Annotated in this window: 17 protein-coding genes and 1 tRNA gene; 1 reads left to right on the top strand and 17 read right to left on the bottom strand. The window is 67.2% G+C overall.

Annotation, left to right across the window (positions count from 1 at the left end):
- Window positions 1–5: 5 nt before the first annotated feature.
- From AC6EKW_RS03755 to AC6EKW_RS03700, 12 genes are all read right to left on the bottom strand, one after another.
- The gene (locus AC6EKW_RS03755; protein WP_273887036.1) at window positions 6–1,031 is read right to left on the bottom strand and encodes a rod shape-determining protein; all 1,026 of its coding nucleotides are present in this window, start codon (window positions 1,029–1,031) and stop codon (window positions 6–8) included.
- A gap of 49 nt (window positions 1,032–1,080) precedes the next feature.
- The gene (radC, locus tag AC6EKW_RS03750; RefSeq protein ID WP_273887035.1) at window positions 1,081–1,770 is read right to left on the bottom strand and encodes a RadC family protein; all 690 of its coding nucleotides are present in this window, start codon (window positions 1,768–1,770) and stop codon (window positions 1,081–1,083) included.
- A gap of 6 nt (window positions 1,771–1,776) precedes the next feature.
- The gene (locus AC6EKW_RS03745) at window positions 1,777–2,328 is read right to left on the bottom strand and encodes a Maf family protein (protein WP_498513754.1); all 552 of its coding nucleotides are present in this window, start codon (window positions 2,326–2,328) and stop codon (window positions 1,777–1,779) included.
- A 23-nt stretch (window positions 2,329–2,351) separates the two neighbouring features.
- Complete coding sequence (gene ndk, locus AC6EKW_RS03740; RefSeq protein ID WP_498513735.1) at window positions 2,352–2,753, bottom strand: nucleoside-diphosphate kinase; 402 nt, start codon at window positions 2,751–2,753, stop codon at window positions 2,352–2,354.
- Between the two features lie 36 nt (window positions 2,754–2,789).
- A complete protein-coding gene (locus AC6EKW_RS03735) occupies window positions 2,790–3,269 on the bottom strand; it encodes a zinc ribbon domain-containing protein (RefSeq protein WP_498513734.1) in 480 nt (159 codons plus the stop codon).
- Window positions 3,270–3,359: 90 nt separating this feature from the next.
- On the bottom strand, window positions 3,360–4,598 hold the full coding sequence (locus tag AC6EKW_RS03730; RefSeq protein ID WP_498513733.1) for a bifunctional folylpolyglutamate synthase/dihydrofolate synthase: 1,239 nt from the start codon (window positions 4,596–4,598) through the stop codon (window positions 3,360–3,362).
- The gene (locus AC6EKW_RS03725; protein WP_498513732.1) at window positions 4,582–7,128 is read right to left on the bottom strand and encodes a valine--tRNA ligase; all 2,547 of its coding nucleotides are present in this window, start codon (window positions 7,126–7,128) and stop codon (window positions 4,582–4,584) included. The genes AC6EKW_RS03730 and AC6EKW_RS03725 overlap by 17 nt, the downstream gene beginning before the upstream one ends.
- Before the next feature lie 11 nt (window positions 7,129–7,139).
- Complete coding sequence (clpX, locus tag AC6EKW_RS03720) at window positions 7,140–8,405, bottom strand: ATP-dependent Clp protease ATP-binding subunit ClpX (RefSeq protein ID WP_498513731.1); 1,266 nt, start codon at window positions 8,403–8,405, stop codon at window positions 7,140–7,142.
- 33 nt (window positions 8,406–8,438) lie between these two features.
- Entirely contained in the window at window positions 8,439–9,041 is a 603-nt protein-coding gene (locus AC6EKW_RS03715) for an ATP-dependent Clp protease proteolytic subunit (protein WP_498513730.1), read from the bottom strand.
- 6 nt (window positions 9,042–9,047) lie between these two features.
- The gene (gene tig / locus AC6EKW_RS03710; protein WP_273846139.1) at window positions 9,048–10,427 is read right to left on the bottom strand and encodes a trigger factor; all 1,380 of its coding nucleotides are present in this window, start codon (window positions 10,425–10,427) and stop codon (window positions 9,048–9,050) included.
- Window positions 10,428–10,484: 57 nt separating this feature from the next.
- Window positions 10,485–10,568 (bottom strand) — tRNA-Leu (locus AC6EKW_RS03705).
- 102 nt (window positions 10,569–10,670) lie between these two features.
- Window positions 10,671–11,699, bottom strand: a complete 1,029-nt coding sequence (locus AC6EKW_RS03700) for a magnesium transporter CorA family protein (RefSeq protein ID WP_273887030.1) — start codon at window positions 11,697–11,699, stop codon at window positions 10,671–10,673.
- Window positions 11,700–11,844: 145 nt separating this feature from the next.
- On the opposite strand from AC6EKW_RS03700, the gene AC6EKW_RS03695 reads away from it, so the two are divergent.
- A complete protein-coding gene (locus AC6EKW_RS03695) occupies window positions 11,845–12,189 on the top strand; it encodes an ArsR/SmtB family transcription factor (RefSeq protein ID WP_273887094.1) in 345 nt (114 codons plus the stop codon).
- A gap of 85 nt (window positions 12,190–12,274) precedes the next feature.
- Here the strand turns inward: AC6EKW_RS03695 and AC6EKW_RS03690 are convergent, their stop codons facing one another.
- From AC6EKW_RS03690 to AC6EKW_RS03670, 5 genes are read right to left on the bottom strand one after another with little or no spacing between them, the layout of a single operon-like run.
- Window positions 12,275–12,622, bottom strand: coding sequence for a rhodanese-like domain-containing protein (locus AC6EKW_RS03690; RefSeq protein ID WP_273887029.1), 348 nt, complete (start codon window positions 12,620–12,622; stop codon window positions 12,275–12,277).
- Window positions 12,622–12,963, bottom strand: a complete 342-nt coding sequence (trxA, locus tag AC6EKW_RS03685; protein ID WP_273887028.1) for a thioredoxin — start codon at window positions 12,961–12,963, stop codon at window positions 12,622–12,624. Before trxA ends, AC6EKW_RS03690 begins: the two co-directional genes overlap by 1 nt.
- Before the next feature lie 30 nt (window positions 12,964–12,993).
- Window positions 12,994–13,236 carry a glutaredoxin family protein gene (locus AC6EKW_RS03680; RefSeq protein ID WP_273887027.1) on the bottom strand — a complete coding sequence of 81 codons (243 nt, stop codon included), beginning with the start codon at window positions 13,234–13,236 and terminating at the stop codon, window positions 12,994–12,996.
- Between the two features lie 17 nt (window positions 13,237–13,253).
- On the bottom strand, window positions 13,254–13,667 hold the full coding sequence (locus AC6EKW_RS03675) for a DUF302 domain-containing protein (RefSeq protein WP_273887026.1): 414 nt from the start codon (window positions 13,665–13,667) through the stop codon (window positions 13,254–13,256).
- Window positions 13,668–13,706: 39 nt separating this feature from the next.
- Window positions 13,707–14,534: a sulfite exporter TauE/SafE family protein gene (locus AC6EKW_RS03670; protein WP_498513729.1), complete on the bottom strand. Its 828-nt coding sequence runs from the start codon at window positions 14,532–14,534 to the stop codon at window positions 13,707–13,709.
- Window positions 14,535–14,615 lie beyond the last annotated feature (81 nt).

Genomic DNA, 14,615 nt, shown 5'->3' with positions numbered 1-14,615 from the left:
ATCCCCTAAGCCGGGGAGAGCGCGCCGCGGTAGGAGTCTATCTCCTCCAGGTAGCGGCCGCTCCCGATCGCGACGCAGAGCAAGGGGTTCTCGGCTATGTGCACCGGGATGCCGGTCTCGCGCCGGATCCTCTCGTCCAGGTGCCGCAGAAGCGCCCCGCCGCCGGCCAGGACCATCCCCTGGTCCACGATGTCCGAGGCCAGCTCGGGGGGCGTGCGGTCCAGCGTGTCGCGCACGGCGGTCACGATCGCCTCCACCGGCCCGCTTATCGCCTCCCGGATCTCCTCGCTCGTGATCACGACGCTCTTGGGCAGCCCGCTCACGATGTCGCGGCCCCGGATCTCCGCCGACTCCTCCTCTTCGAGCGGGAACGCGCTGCCCAGGTCTATCTTGAGCTGCTCGGCGGTCTGGCTGCCGATGATGAGTTTGTACTCCTTCTGGATGTAGCTCGAGATCGCCTCGTCTATGTCGTCCCCGGCGATCCTGATCGAGGACTTGGTCACGATCCCCCCGAGCGAGATCACCGCGACCTCGGTCGTCCCCCCGCCGATGTCCACGATCATGTTCCCCTGGGCCTCGTTCACCGGCATCCCGGCGCCGATCGCCGCGGCGAGCGGCTCCTCGATGGTGAACGCCTGCCGGGCCCCGGCCGCCTCCGTCGCCTCCCGGACCGCCCGGAGCTCCACCCCCGTCACCCCCGACGGCACGCAGACCACCACCCGCGGCCCCACGAGCGACTTCAGGGGCCGGCGCTTGGGCTGCGCCTTGTGGATGAAGTAGCGCAGCATCTTCTCGGTGACCTCGAAGTCCGCGATCACGCCGTCTTTGAGCGGGCGCATCGCGACTATGTTCTCCGGCGTGCGCCCCAGCATCCGCTTGGCGGCCGAGCCCACCGCGACCACCCGGTCGGTCCTGGTGTCGATGGCTACGACCGAGGGCTCGGAGAGCACGATCCCCTGACGCTTGACGAACACCAGCGTGTTCGCCGTCCCCAGATCCACCGCAACGTCGCGCCCAAAGAGTCCTAACATACCGCTCCCCGCCCGCTAAGGTTACCGGCCCCTCGCCCGATAGACAAGCTCAGAGGAGCCCCTGCTCTTTCATGCTGCAGTACCCCTCGCCCAGGATGACGTGGTCGAGAAGCTCTATCCCGACTATCCCTGCGGCGTCCACCATCCTCCTCGTGACCTCCTTGTCCTCCCTGCTGGGCTGGACGTTCCCGCTGGGGTGGTTGTGCGCCAGGATGACGCTGGCTGCACTGGCCCTTATGGCAGGCTTGAACACCTCCCGGGGATGGACCAGCGTCGCCGAGAGGGTCCCGACCGAGACCGTGGAGACCTCTATGACCTCGTTCCTGGAGTTGAGCAGCACGGCCACGAAGTTCTCCCGGTCCAGGTTGGCTATACGCCCTCTCAGGAGCCCGTTTACGTCCGCCGGCGATGATATCACGGGACGGCTCCCGCTGCGAGAGACGCCGAGGCGCCGGCCGAGCTCGACGGCGGCGAGCACGATGCACGCCTTGGCCTCCCCGATACCCTTCATGCGGGTGAGCTCGTGCACGGAGGCGCCGTAGAGGCCGTGCAACCCCCCGGCCTCGGAGATGACGTGCCCGGCGAGCTCGACGGCGGTCTTCTCCCGGCTGCCGTTCCCGAACAGGAGCCCGAGGAGCTCGGCGTCGGAGAGCGCCCCCGGACCGGCGGCGAGCATCCGCTCGCGCGGCCTGAGCTCCGGCGGGAGCTGCTTTATGGTGTATCTCCTCTCCCCGGCCACGGCTATCTAGTACCAGCACAGCCCGCGCTTTTCAAGCATCCTGAGCGCGATGGAGAGCGGCAGGCCGACCACAGCGGTGTAGTCGCCCGAGATCCACTCGACGAAAGCCCCGGCCCTCCCCTGTATGGCGTACCCGCCGGCCTTCCCGACCCCCTCCCCGCTGGCGGCGTAGGCTTCGATCTCCTCCCGCCCGAGGGCCCGCATCCGCACGGCGGTGACGGTGTGGGCGAGCGAGAGCTCCCCATCCCCGGCGACGGCGACCGCGGTGTAGACCTCGTGCCGCCTCCCGGAGAGCAAACCGAGCATGCGAGAGACCTGCGCGGCGTCCTCCGCCTTGCCGAGGACGCCCTCCCCGGGCAGGTAGACCACGGTGTCCGAGCCGAGCACCACGGCCCCATCCTCCCCGGAGGACACGGCGAGCGCCTTGCCCCGGGCGTTCTCCCGCGCGGTGCGCGCCGGATCCTCGAGCTCGACCTCCTCGAAGCCGCTCTCGCGCACCTCGAAGTGGAGCCCGACGCGCTCGAGGAGCTCCGCCCGCCGGGGGGAGGCGGAGGCCAGGACCAGCCTTGGCTCCCCCCGGCTCAGGACCCGAAGAAGAGCTCGAGCTCCCGCCTGGCGCTCTCGGGGGAGTCCGAGCCGTGGACCAGGTTGTCCGGCATGCTGAGCGCCAGGTCGCCGCGGATGGTGCCGGGGGCGGCCTTCGCGGGGTCGGTCGCGCCCATGAGGTTGCGCACCACCCCGATCGCCCCCTCTCCCTCCACGCGCATCGCGACGACCGGCAGGGAGGTGATGAACTCGACCAGCTCCTCGAAGAACGGCTTCTCCCGGTGCTCGGCGTAGTGCTTCTCGGCCAGCTCCCGGCTCACCCGCATCATCTTCATCTCGCGGATCACGAGCCCCTTCCGCTCCAGGCGGCCTATGATCTCGCCGACGAGGCGCCGCTCGACGCCGTCGCCCTTGATCAAAAACAGGGTCTGCTCCACCAAACTTTCCTCCCTCCGAAAGAGTTCTTTTCGGGTTCAGTACTCGATCTTGCCGCTGTTCTGGTTCACGCCGCAGTAGGGGCAGATCTTCCAGTCGAGGTCCAGCGGCCTCTCGCACTTCACGCACGGCTTCTTGAGCTGCCAGCTGCACTCCGGGCACACCAGGTAGTCCCGCTCGACCATCGCCCGGCAGTTCGGACACAGCAGGACCCGGCTCCGGAGTTCCCGCTCGAGCAGGGCGAGCTCGAGCTCGCGCTCGCGCGAGTCCAGAACGTACTCCGGCGGGCGCACGATCAGGTAAACCAGCGTCCCGACGAACGGGAAGACGATCGCCACGACCAGCCACACCAGCCGCAGCGCCCCGCGCCGGGAGGCGTCGGCGTAGGTCCAGTAGACGAGCGCCAGCCAGACGATCACGATGAAGAGCAGGATTATCTCCCCGGCTATCTTGAGCGCCGGGCTGGAGAGGAAATTCGAGATGGCCCGGAAGGGATCCGTCTGAGCGAGCGCCATCATCCCACGAACCTCAGCACCAGTAAGTACCCCAGAACGAACGCGGCGGCGAAGGCCCCCAGGAGGAGGAGCCCGGCGGCCCTCCAGATGCTCCTACCCCTCACGCAGCCACCTTATCGCCGCGGCGCAGGTGTAGAGCGAGCCGGTCACCAGCACCACCCCCCCCTCGCGCCGCATCTTCTCCACCATCCGGCCCACGGCCTCTCCTACCTCCTCCACCACGACAGCCTCCTTCCCCCGGCGGTCCCTCGGGTCATGCTCGACGATCAGCCGGTGCGGGTCCGCGGCCCGCCCGCTCTCGGGCCGGGTGAGAACCAGCGCGTCGGAGGCCCCGGCCACGGCATCAAGCATACTTGCAACTTCCTTGTCCCGCAAGCACCCGAAGACGATCCCGAGCGGCCGCCCGCCGAAGCGCGCCGCCACGGCCTCTATGGTGGCCCGGATGCCGGGCGGGTTGTGCCCCCCGTCGACGACGACCGGGACCCCCTCCCTCTCGTGCACCTCGAAGCGCCCGGGGAGCACCCCGGCGGCCCGCTCGAGCGCTTCTTTCCGCTCCCGATCTCCGAGAGCCCTCCCGAGCACGACCTCCGCCGCCCGGAGCCCGAGCGCGGCGTCCCGGGCCGCGTAGGGGGCCAGCCGGTCCCACTCCACCGCGCCGCCGGAAACCGGAACCAGCCGCGCCCCGGTCTCCCCGCACCGCTCGCGGGCCAGGCGGACGACCAGCGGGTCTCCGGTCCCGAGCACGAGCGTCCCGCCGGGCTGCACGCTCGCGAGCTTCTCGCGCGCGATCTCCTCGACGGTCTCCCCCAGGTACTCGGTGTGGTCGAGCCCGACGTTGGTCAGCACCACCACCAGCGGACGCACCACCGAGGTCGCGTCGTGGCGGGCGCCCATCCCCGCCTCGAGCACCGTCCACCCGAGCCCGGCCTCCCGGAAGAGGAGCAGCGCCCCGGCCGTCAGGATCTCGAACTGCGACGCCCCGACCCCCATCTCGTCGTCGAGGCGCATCACGCGGTCCATCACCCGGGCGAACTCCTCCTCCGAGACGTACCCCGAGGGCAACAGGATGCGCTCCGTGTAGGAGATGAGGTGCGGTGAGAGGTACGCCCCGGCGGGGTGCCCGCAGGCGGTGAGCGCCGCGGCCAGGGTGACGGTCGTCGTCCCCTTGCCGTTCGTCCCCACGACCTGCACGGTGCCGAAGTCCCTCTGCGGCTCCCCGAGCAGCGAGAGCAGCCGCTCCATGCGCTCAAGGCCGAGCGTTATCCGCTGCCGGGCGTCGAGCGCGGCGCAGACCTCGCCGTAGCCGCGGAGCTTGTTACCGGAGCTCTTCAAGGCGCTTCGAGAGCGTCTCGAGCGTGCGGCGGTTGGTCTCGAGCTTCTCGCGCTCGCGGCCGACCACCTCGGCCGGGGCCCGCTCGACGAACTTCTCGTTCGAGAGCTTCCCCTCGGCGCGGGCGATCTCCTTCTCGACCCGCCCGATCTCCCTGCGCAGCCGCGAGAGCTCGCGCTGCCTCATCTCCTCGGAGAGCGAGAGCTCGACGAAAGACCCGCCCGCCGGCAGCGTGGCCTTCGCCGCACCGTCCAGGCTCTCCGCCGGCCGCACCCCGGCGAGCGCGGTGAAGACCTCGGGCTCGACCCCCTCCGGGACGAGCCCCTCCAGCTCCCCGTCCACCCCGCTCTCGGCCCGGAACGCCCGGACGGCGGAGACCGCCTCCATGGTGCGCCCGAGCGTCTCCTCGGCCTCCTCGTCTTCGAGCGCCGGATCGTAGCGAGGGAACCCCTGCTCCACGAGCATCCGCTCGTGCCCGAGCAGACGGGACATCTCCTCGGTCGCGAACGGCATCACCGGGTGTAGCAGCCGCAGTATCCCGGAGAAGACCTCGCGCAGGACGCGCGGCGTCTCGGCGGAGGGCGCGACCTTGGCGATCTCGATGTACCAGTCGGCGAACTCGTGCCAGGCGAAGTCGTAGACGAGGCGCATCGCCTCGGAGAACTCGCATTCCTCGAGGAGCTCGTCGTAGCGGCGGGCGGTGCGGTTGAACGCCGAGAGGATCCAGCGGTCCGAAACGGAGGGTCCCCCCTCCCCCGCCCCCTCGTACCCGGCGATGAACCGCATCATGTTCCAAAGCTTGGTTATGAAGCCGCGGCCCATCTCGGCCCGCTCGTGCGAGTAGGGGAAATCCTGCGTCGAGGACTGGTGCAAAAGCCCGAAGCGCACCGCGTCGGTCCCGTACTCCTCGAAGAGGTCCAGCGGGTCGATCGTGTTCCCCTTGGACTTGCTCATCTTCGTCCCGTCCTCGGCCAGCACGATCGAGTGGACGTTTATCTTGCGGAACGGGATCTCCCCGCGGAACCTGAGCCCCATCATGATCATCCGGGCCACCCACAGGTACATTATCTCGCGCGCCGTCGAGAGGAGGCTCGTCGGGTAGAAGTATTTCAGCTCCTCGGTCTCCTCCGGCCAGCCGAGCGTGGCGAACGGCCAGAGCGCCGAGGAGAACCAGGTGTCGAGCACGTCCGGGTCCTGCTCGAAGCCCTCCCCCGGGGGCTCTTTGGCCGCGACCACCTCCCCGTCGGGCCCGTACCAGATCGGGATGCGGTGCCCCCACCACAGCTGCCGGGAGACGTTCCAGTCCTGGATGTTCTCGAGCCACCGGATCGTCTCGCGCCGCCAGGAGTCGGGGTAGACCGTGATCTCACCCTTCTCGAGCGCCTCTATCGCGGGCCTCGCGAGCTCGCGCATCGAGATCCACCACTGCTCGGTGAGCCAGGGCTCGATCACGGTCCCGCACCGGTCGCAGTGCCCGACGCGGTGGGTGTGGTCCCTCACCTCCCCGAGCAGCCCCTCCTCCGCCAGCGCTCGCACGACGGCCTCGCGCGCCTCTCCGCGGTCGAGCCCGGCGAAGCGCCCGCCGTTCTCGTTGATCGTCCCGTCGGGGTTGAGGACGTTCACCGGCTCCAGCCCGAGCCGGCGTCCGATCTCGAAGTCGTTCGGGTCGTGCGCCGGGGTGACCTTCAGAACCCCCGTCCCGAAGGACGGGTCCACGTAGGGGTCGGCGAAGACCTCGATCTCCCGCCCCACGAACGGCACCGCCACCCGCCGCCCGACGAGCTCCCGGTACCGATCGTCCTCGGGGTTGACGACGAGCGCCACATCCCCGAGCATCGTCTCCGGGCGGGTCGAGAAGACCTCGGCGTAGGGCCTGCCGTCCGGGCCGGGCCCCTTACCGTCGACGAACGGGTAGCGCAGCCCGTAGAGCTTCCCCTCGACCTCCTCGTAGTTGACCTCCAGGTCGCTGATCGCCGAGCGGTCGCGCGGGCACCAGTTGGTGATGCGCTCCCCCCGGTAGATGAACCCGGCGTTGAAGAGCTCGATGAAAGCCTCGAGCACCGCGTCGGCGTAGCGCTCGTCCATCGTGTAGCGCAGCCGCCGCCAGTCCACCGCCGCCCCGAGCCGCTCGAGCTGCCCGAGGATCCTGTGCCGCGACTCGTCGGCGAACTCCCGACACAGCTCGACGAAGCGCTCCCGCCCGACGTCCCACTTGGAGAGCCCCTCCTCGCGGGTGAGCTTGCGCTCGACGACGTTCTGCAGCGCTATCGAGGCGTGGTCCACGCCCGGCAGCCACAGCGCCTCGTACCCCTTCATCTTCGCCCGCCGGATCAGGGCGTCCTGGATCGCACCGTTGAGCGCGTGCCCCATGTGCAGCGCCCCGGTGACGTTCGGCGGGGGCATGACTATGCAGTAGGGCTCTCTCTCCGGGCTCGGGTCCGCCTCGAAGACCCCGGCGCGCCGCCACTCCTCGTAGACGCGCCGCTCGACCGAGGCGGGGTCGTAGGTCTTGGGGATCTCGCTCTGCTTCAACTCTCCTCTTCTTAGGCCGTCTCTTCCTCGTCGTAGGTGTACTTGGACTCGCCGGAGTGGGTCACGAGCGTGGGCTGCACCCCGTCGGTGACGGTGTCGGCGTCCACCACGCACCGCGCCACGTCCGACCGGCTCGGCAGCTCGTACATCGTCGGCAACAGGGTCGCCTCGATGATGCTCCTGAGGCCCCGCGCCCCGGTGCCGCGCTCGAGCGCCTTGCGCGCTATGGCGGCGAGCGCCTCCTCGGTGAAGGTGAGGTCGACCTTGTCGTAGCGGAAGAACTGCCGGTACTGCCTGACCAGCGCGTTCTTCGGCTCGGTGAGGATGCGCACCAGGTCTTTCTCCCCGAGACCCCGCAGCGTCGAGATGACCGGCAGCCGGCCGACGAACTCCGGGATGAGCCCGTACTTCAGAAGATCCTCCGGCTGGACGTGGCGCAGGATCTCGTCCGGGTCCTCCTTGCCGCGCGCGTCGAGGCTGCTGCCGAAGCCGATGCTCTTCTTGCCGATCCGCCGGCGGATTATCTCCTCGAGCCCGCCGAAGGCGCCGCCGCAGATGAACAGGATGTTCTTGGTGTCTATCTGCAGGAAGTCCTGGTGGGGATGCTTCCTGCCCCCCTGCGGCGGGACGCTCGCGACCGTCCCCTCCAGGATCTTCAGGAGTGCCTGCTGCACGCCCTCCCCCGAGACGTCGCGGGTTATGGAGGGGTTGTCGGCCTTGCGGGCGATCTTGTCGATCTCGTCGATGTAGATGATCCCGGTCTCCGCCTTCTTCACGTCGAAGTCGGCGGCCTGGATGAGCTTGAGCAGGATGTTCTCGACGTCCTCACCGACGTAGCCGGCCTCGGTCAGAGCGGTCGCGTCGGCTATCGCGAAGGGGACGTTGAGGATGCGGGCGAGCGTCTGGGCAAGCAGCGTCTTGCCGCTGCCGGTCGGCCCGATGAGCAGGATGTTGGACTTCTGCAGCTCGGTGCCGTCGGGCGACTCAGAGCCCATCTGGATCCTCTTGTAGTGGTTGTAGACCGCCACCGAGAGGACCTTCTTCGCCTCCTCCTGCCCGATGACGTACTCGCTCAGGATGCGGTTTATCTCGCGGGGCTTGGGGAGGTCGTCCTCCTTGAGGACGTCCGGCGAGGAGAACTCCTCGTCTATTATCTCGTTGCAGAGCTCGATGCACTCGTCGCAGATGTAGACGCCAGGACCGGCGATAAGCTTCCTCACCTGCCGCTGGCTCTTGCCGCAGAAGGAGCACTGCAACTGGTCGGACGGGTCTCTCATCGCATCCTCCCCAGGCTCTCGCTCGTCATGCCGCTAGTGACGCCGGATGATGTTGTCTATGACGCCGTACTCGACCGCCTCCTCCGGGCCCATGATGTAGTCCCGGTCGGTGTCGCGCTCGATCCGCTCGTAGGGCTGCCCGGTCCTCTCGGAGAGGATCTCGTTGAGGCGGCGCTTGGTCCTCACCAGCTCCTGCGCGTAGATCTCGACGTCGGAGGCCTGCCCGCCGATGCCCTGCGTGCTCGGCTGGTGCAGGAGTATCCGGGTGTTCGGGAGCGCGTTGCGCTTGCCCTTCGCCCCCGCGGCGAGCAGGAAGGCCCCCATCGACGCGGCCATCCCGAGCGCGGTCGTGACGACGTCGGGCTGGATGAACTGCATCGTGTCGTAGATCGCGAGCCCCGCCGTCACGCTCCCGCCGGGGGAGTTTATGTACAGGTTGATGTCCTGCTCGGGATCCTCGCTCTCCAGGTGCAACAGCTGCGCCATTATGGCGTTGGCGACCTGGTCGTCCACCGGCGTCCCGAGGAAGATGATCCTGTCCTTCAGAAGCCGCGAGTAGATGTCCATCGCCCGCTCGCCGCGCGGGCTCTGCTCTATCACGTAGGGGATGACCCCCTGTGGGTCGAACCTCTGCATCTCCTCTTACTCCTCTCCGGTTGCGCTCTTCTCCGCGGCCCCGCCACCCTCGGCGGCGGCCTCGACCTTCTCTTCTTCCTCTTCGGGCATCTCGGTCGGGACGGCGTTCTCCACCAAAAAATCGAGTGCCTTCTGCCGGGCGAACTCCTCCTCGAGGATCTGGTAGGTGCCGTTCCTGCGCATCGTCTCGGCGACCTCTTCCGGCTTGCGACCACCGTCCTCGGCGATGTGGCCTATCTCGTGCTCGATCTGCTCCCTGTCGGGCTCGATGCCCTCGGCCGCGACGACCGCGTCGAGCACGAGCTCCTTCTTGACCGTGTCCGCGGCGTCGTCCCGGACGCGCTCCTTCATCTCGTCCCGGCTCACCCCGGCCATCCGGTAGTAGCTCTCGGGGTCGACCCCCTGCGCCCGGATGCTCCGCTCGAAGCTCTCGACCATCTCCTCGGCCTTGTCCTCGACCATGACCTCGGGAACCTCGACCTCGGCCTCCTTCGCCACCGCGTCGAGCACCGCCGTGCGGAACTCGCCCTCGACCTGCCGCCGGGCGGCCTCCTCGAGCTCCTCCCGGATGGCCCCCCGCAGCTCATCGAGCGTCTCGAACTCGCTCGCCTCCTTGGCGAACTCGTCGTCGAGCGGCGGGAGCTCGCGCTCCTTGATCTCCTTGACGTGCACCCGGAAGAGGACCGACTGCCCGCGCAGCGACTCCTCCTCGTAGTCCATCGGGAAGGTGACGGCGAACTGCTTGCGCTCCCCGGCCTTCATCCCGACGAGGTTCTTCTCGAAGTCCTCCAGGATCTCGCCGCTCCCGACTTCGAGCATGTAGTCCTCGGCCGAAGCCCCGGGCACCTCGCCCCCGGTCATCTTCTCGCCGTTGAAGTCCAGGATGACGAAGTCGCCCTCCGCGACCGGCCTGTCCTCGACCGCACCGAGCGTGGCGAACTGGCCCCGGAGCTCCTCCAGGCGCGCCTCGACGTCCTCCTCGGTTATCTCGACCTTCCTCTTGGGGACCTCGAGTCCCTTGTAACGGCCGAGCTTCGCCTCGGGGCGCACGGCCACCGTCGCGGAGAACCGGAAGCCCTCCTCCTCGTCGAGCGGCTCGTCGAAGTGGATCTCGGGCCGGTCTATCGGGCGGAGGTTCTGCTCGATGACGGCCTGCGAGTACCAGGAAGGCAGCCGGTCCTGCAGCGCCTCCATGTAGATGTAGTCGCGGCCGAGATGGCTCTCGAGCATCCGCCGGGGGGCCTTGCCCGGCCGGAAACCGGGAACCCGCACCTTCTGGCGCAGCTCCCTGACCTTCGCCTCGACCCCCTCCCTGACCGCCTCGGGTGGAACCTCCACCTCGATCCGGACCTTGTTGTCTTCCAGTTTGGTTACGTTCGCCGTCATTTACTCCAACTCTTCTCGTCTACAGGCCGCTTCTTCAGCTCGTCGCGTCATGCGCAGTGCGAGAGGCGGGATTTGAACCCGCACGCCCGTGAAGGGCACTAGATCCTAAATCTAGCGTGTCTACCGTTCCACCACTCTCGCACTCCCGAAAACATAAACCGCAAACGATTATAACAGCAGCCCTGCCCCCGCCCCGCCAGGCCCCATGGTTTACGCTACGGGCGCACGAAGGACGCCGGGGCCTCAGATCATCTTCTTCCAGTACAGGTAGAAGATCATCGCCACCCCGAGCAGCATCATGACCCCGCTCACGATGTACATGCCATAGGGGTTGTGCTGCGCGAGGAAGTTCTCGTGGCTGAAGTTCATCCCGTAGACGCCGGTGATGAAGGTGAGCGGGAGGAAGATGGTCGAGATGGCCGTCAGCCGCTGCATGGTCTTGTTTATCCTCTGGGTCTGCTGAGTGGTGTAGATCTCGAGAGACCCCGCGAGGTAGTCGCGCATGGTGTCGATCATGTCCACCACCCGGTCGAGGTGGTCGCGCACGTCGTCGTAGTGCATCCGGCTCTCCTCGGGGATGAGCCGGGTGGTCGGCCGAAGCAGCACGCTTATCACGTCGCGCAGAGGCACCGCGAGCCGCCTGAGGGCCGTCAGCTCGTGCTTGAGGTGGAAGAGCGAGTCGAGCACCGGAGAGTCCGCGTCGGCCTCTTCGGCCAGAAGCCTGTCCTCTATGCCGTCGACCATCGCCGAGAGCCGGTTCATTATCGGGAGGTACTCGTCGACGACCGCGTCGAAGACCGTGTGCGCGACGTTGGCCGGAAGCGCCGAGACGAACTCGTCACCCTTGAGCAGCCGCCTCCTCACCCGTTCGAGCTCCCGCAGGGGCCGCGGGTGGACGCACACGACGTAGTTGGGCCCCACGTACATGTCTATCTCGACGGTCTGCACCCGGCGGGTCTTCTCCGAGAGGTGGAAGGAAAAGAGCGCGATGAACAGGTAGTCGTCGTAGATGTCCACCTTGGGCAGATGGCTCCTGGTGAAGCAGTCCTCTATCGTGAGGTCGTCGAACTCGAAGACCTCGCGCAACAGCTCGCCGTAGCGCCCGTTCTGCCCCCCCTCCACACTGTAGATGTCGCACCAGATCAGCGCCTCGGGATCAGCGAGATGCTCGGGCAGCTCCTCCACCCCGACGTCGGTCCGCAACACCCCCGACCCGTCGAGGACCAGGATGTCGACGCTCTCCGGCAGGTTCTTGGTCTTCGTATACTCCACGACGTCACAGATTCTACCAGCCCACCCCCCTCGAACGGCCCACAAACAAAGAGATCCCCCAGACGATGCCTGCCCATCTCTCCATATTGCCGTATAATCATCAAGGTATGATTCGTGGAGATCTTTACAGGAGAGCGAGGTGAAGATGGCAGGAGCCGGAAGACGCAGGCTCTCTGAGGAGGGCTTCGAGCTCGTGGCCGAGCAGTTCAAGGTGTTCGCCGAGCCGATGCGGCTGAAGCTCGTCTATGCGCTCATGGACGGTGAGAAGAAGGTATCCGAGCTGGTGGAGGAGACGGGGGGGCTGCAGGCCAACGTCTCCAAGCACCTCGGGATACTGCTGGACGCGGGGGTGGTGAAGCGTCGCAAGCAGGGGACGAGCTCCTACTACCGCATAGCGGACGAGAAGGTCTATGAGCTGTGCGATCTCATGTGCGGCTCGGTGGAGAGCCGGCTCTCCGGCCGTCTGGAAGGGCTCGTGCTCTCCTCCTGAGGATATCTGCAAGACAAGAAGAGGGGGGCGGGTCGTACGACCCGCCCCCCTCTTCTTTACTCCAGAATCGGCCGGGGATACCCTCTCAGGCCACGCGCCCCTCGAAGGGGAGCCCCTCCTTCTTCCAGCTCCTGACGCCCCCCGAGACGTTGGCGACGTCGACGCCCCCCTCGGAGAGCATCTTCGCCGCCATCGCGCTGCGGCTCCCGGAGCGGCAGATCGTCAGGATCTGGCGCTCCTGCGGAAGATCCTGGCGGCGCTCCTGCAGCTCGCCGAGCGGGATGTGCAGCGCACCGGGGACCCGGCCGGCCTCCCACTCGTCGTACTCGCGCACGTCGAGCAGCACGGCGCCGTCGGAGGAGAGCTTCTCGTAAGCCTCGCGCGGGGAGAGGTCCGGCACCGAAGACCCGCCGCCGAAGAGCCACCCGAACATCAGGCGGCCTCCCCGGCGAAACGCTCGAGCCCGAAGGCCTCCTCTATCATCCCCTTGGGCAGGGCCCCGACGACGGCCTGCGGCTGTTTACCCGGCTCGAAGAAGGCGATCGTCGGTATGCTCGATATACCGAACCGCCCCGCTATACCGGGCTCGGCGTCGACGTTCACCTTCGCCACCTTGACCCGGCCGTCGTACTCCTCGGCGATCTTCTCCATCACCGGCGCCACCGCCCGGCAGGGAGCGCACCACTCAGCCCAGAAGTCCACGATCACGGGGACGTCGGAGTTCAGAACTTCCTCCTCGAAATTCTCTTCTCCGACCTGTACCGGAACTGCCATCTCTCGAAAACCTCCCGTCTCTGAAAATCCTCACGAAGCCCGGCGGGCGAGCTCCTGGTCGATGCGCGGCCGGTCGAAACCGACGATCCACTTGCTGCCGATCTTTATCACCGGCACGCCGGCAGAGCCCGTCTTGCGCACCAGATCCCGCGCTGCCGCCGGGTCACGCTCTACGTTGATCTCTTTGAAAGGAACCCGCTTCTCCTGCAGGTACCGCTTCGCCCTCCTGCACCACGGACAGCTCGACGTGGTGAAGACCACGACCTTCGACATACCGCCCCAGAACCTCCTTACTCCTCACCACCGGTGAGCTCGCCCACGATGCGCTCGAAGTCCCCCCGGACCCGCCGCGCGATCGGGTCGAGCTTCTCGTTGCCCACCACGGAGAGCATGGTCTCGGGCTCGACCGCAGCCACCACCGTACGCCCATCCTGCCGGTAGACGGCCAGGTTGCACGGTAGAAGCGCCCCGAGGTCGGGCTCGGCCCCCAGGGCCTCGTTCGCCAGCGGCGGGTTGCAGGCCCCGAGGATCACGTACGGCTCACGCTCCACCCCAAGCTTCTCCTTGAGCTTCGCAGCAACGTCTATCTCACAGAGTACCCCGTAACCGGCCTCCGCCAGCAGGCTTCGCGCCCGCTCGACGACCTCCTCGAAAGGAAGCCCGGTCCTGCCGGAGATCACATACCCTTCACGCGTCACGCTCATCTTGTTAGAACCTCCCACTCGCACTCACTTTACGAGGCTTTATATTACTACATACTCATGCAGATACAAGAAGGCCTGGAAATGGTGCAGCAAGGGGCCGAAATTCTGGTAGAGGATCACGGAGGAGAGCCCGATGAGGAAGAGGGCGAGCCCCCGCTGCAGGCCGCGTTCGGGCAGCGCGCTCGCGAGGCGGGCGCCGGCCAGGCTCCCCGCGACAGCCACTGCGACGAAGGCGGCCAAAAGGGGCCAGTCGAGGCTCACCTGCCCCAGATAACCGGCGAAGGCGGCGGCGGAGTTGAGGAAGATCACCAGCAGCGAGGTTCCCGCAGCCTCCTTCATCGACATGCGCGCGGCGAGGACGAGAACGGGGACGATCAAAAACCCCCCTCCGACCCCCACGAGGCCGGTGAGCACGCCGACGGCGAAGCCCAGCGGGGCGAGCACGATCACCCTCCTCAGCCCGCCCGGTGCCTCCGCTCCATCAGATCCTCCGCCCCCCCTCGCGGCGTCGCGCACCAGCATCATCACCGCCGCCGCCAGCATCACCAGGGAGAACAACAGCATCTGCTCCGGCCCGCTCATGAACCGGGCCAGGTGCGCCCCAGCAAAGGCCCCGGCCATCGTCAAAAGCCCGAAGGAGAGCGCCAGCTTCGTGTTTATGAACCCCCTCCTGAGATAGGCCCAAGACCCGAGCAGGCTCGTCAGACCAACCATCACCAGGCTGGACGCCACCGCCTCCTTTACCCCGAAACCAAGCAGATATATGAAGACCGGCACCGCCAGAATGGACCCCCCGGCCCCCATCACGCCCAGAGAAACCCCTATGAGCGCCGCAGCCCCAAGCCCGACGAAAACCATCTCTCCCATGCACCAACCCTTCACTCGCTCTTAATTTCCTATATAACGATTAAGTTGATGAAGGATATTCTACGTGAGCGATGAGGTGAT

The sequence above is a fragment of the Rubrobacter sp. M3-4 genome (genome assembly GCF_059772285.1).
The sequence above is the reverse complement of the archived record's forward strand: the minus strand, read 5'-3'. Positions and strand labels throughout refer to the sequence as shown.

What these genes read in the sequence shown, in the direction of transcription:
- tig (WP_273846139.1), bottom strand. Translation starts at nt 10,427, where the DNA reads ATGACGGCGAACGTAACCAAACTGGAAGACAACAAGGTCCGGATCGAG.
- trxA (WP_273887028.1), bottom strand. Translation starts at nt 12,963, where the DNA reads ATGGCAGTTCCGGTACAGGTCGGAGAAGAGAATTTCGAGGAGGAAGTT.
- AC6EKW_RS03755 (WP_273887036.1), bottom strand. Translation starts at nt 1,031, where the DNA reads ATGTTAGGACTCTTTGGGCGCGACGTTGCGGTGGATCTGGGGACGGCG.
- AC6EKW_RS03695 (WP_273887094.1), top strand. Translation starts at nt 11,845, where the DNA reads ATGGCAGGAGCCGGAAGACGCAGGCTCTCTGAGGAGGGCTTCGAGCTC.
- AC6EKW_RS03690 (WP_273887029.1), bottom strand. Translation starts at nt 12,622, where the DNA reads ATGTTCGGGTGGCTCTTCGGCGGCGGGTCTTCGGTGCCGGACCTCTCC.
- AC6EKW_RS03680 (WP_273887027.1), bottom strand. Translation starts at nt 13,236, where the DNA reads ATGTCGAAGGTCGTGGTCTTCACCACGTCGAGCTGTCCGTGGTGCAGG.
- AC6EKW_RS03675 (WP_273887026.1), bottom strand. Translation starts at nt 13,667, where the DNA reads ATGAGCGTGACGCGTGAAGGGTATGTGATCTCCGGCAGGACCGGGCTT.
- clpX (WP_498513731.1), bottom strand. Translation starts at nt 8,405, where the DNA reads ATGAGAGACCCGTCCGACCAGTTGCAGTGCTCCTTCTGCGGCAAGAGC.
- AC6EKW_RS03735 (WP_498513734.1), bottom strand. Translation starts at nt 3,269, where the DNA reads ATGATGGCGCTCGCTCAGACGGATCCCTTCCGGGCCATCTCGAATTTC.
- AC6EKW_RS03670 (WP_498513729.1), bottom strand. Translation starts at nt 14,534, where the DNA reads ATGGGAGAGATGGTTTTCGTCGGGCTTGGGGCTGCGGCGCTCATAGGG.
- AC6EKW_RS03715 (WP_498513730.1), bottom strand. Translation starts at nt 9,041, where the DNA reads ATGCAGAGGTTCGACCCACAGGGGGTCATCCCCTACGTGATAGAGCAG.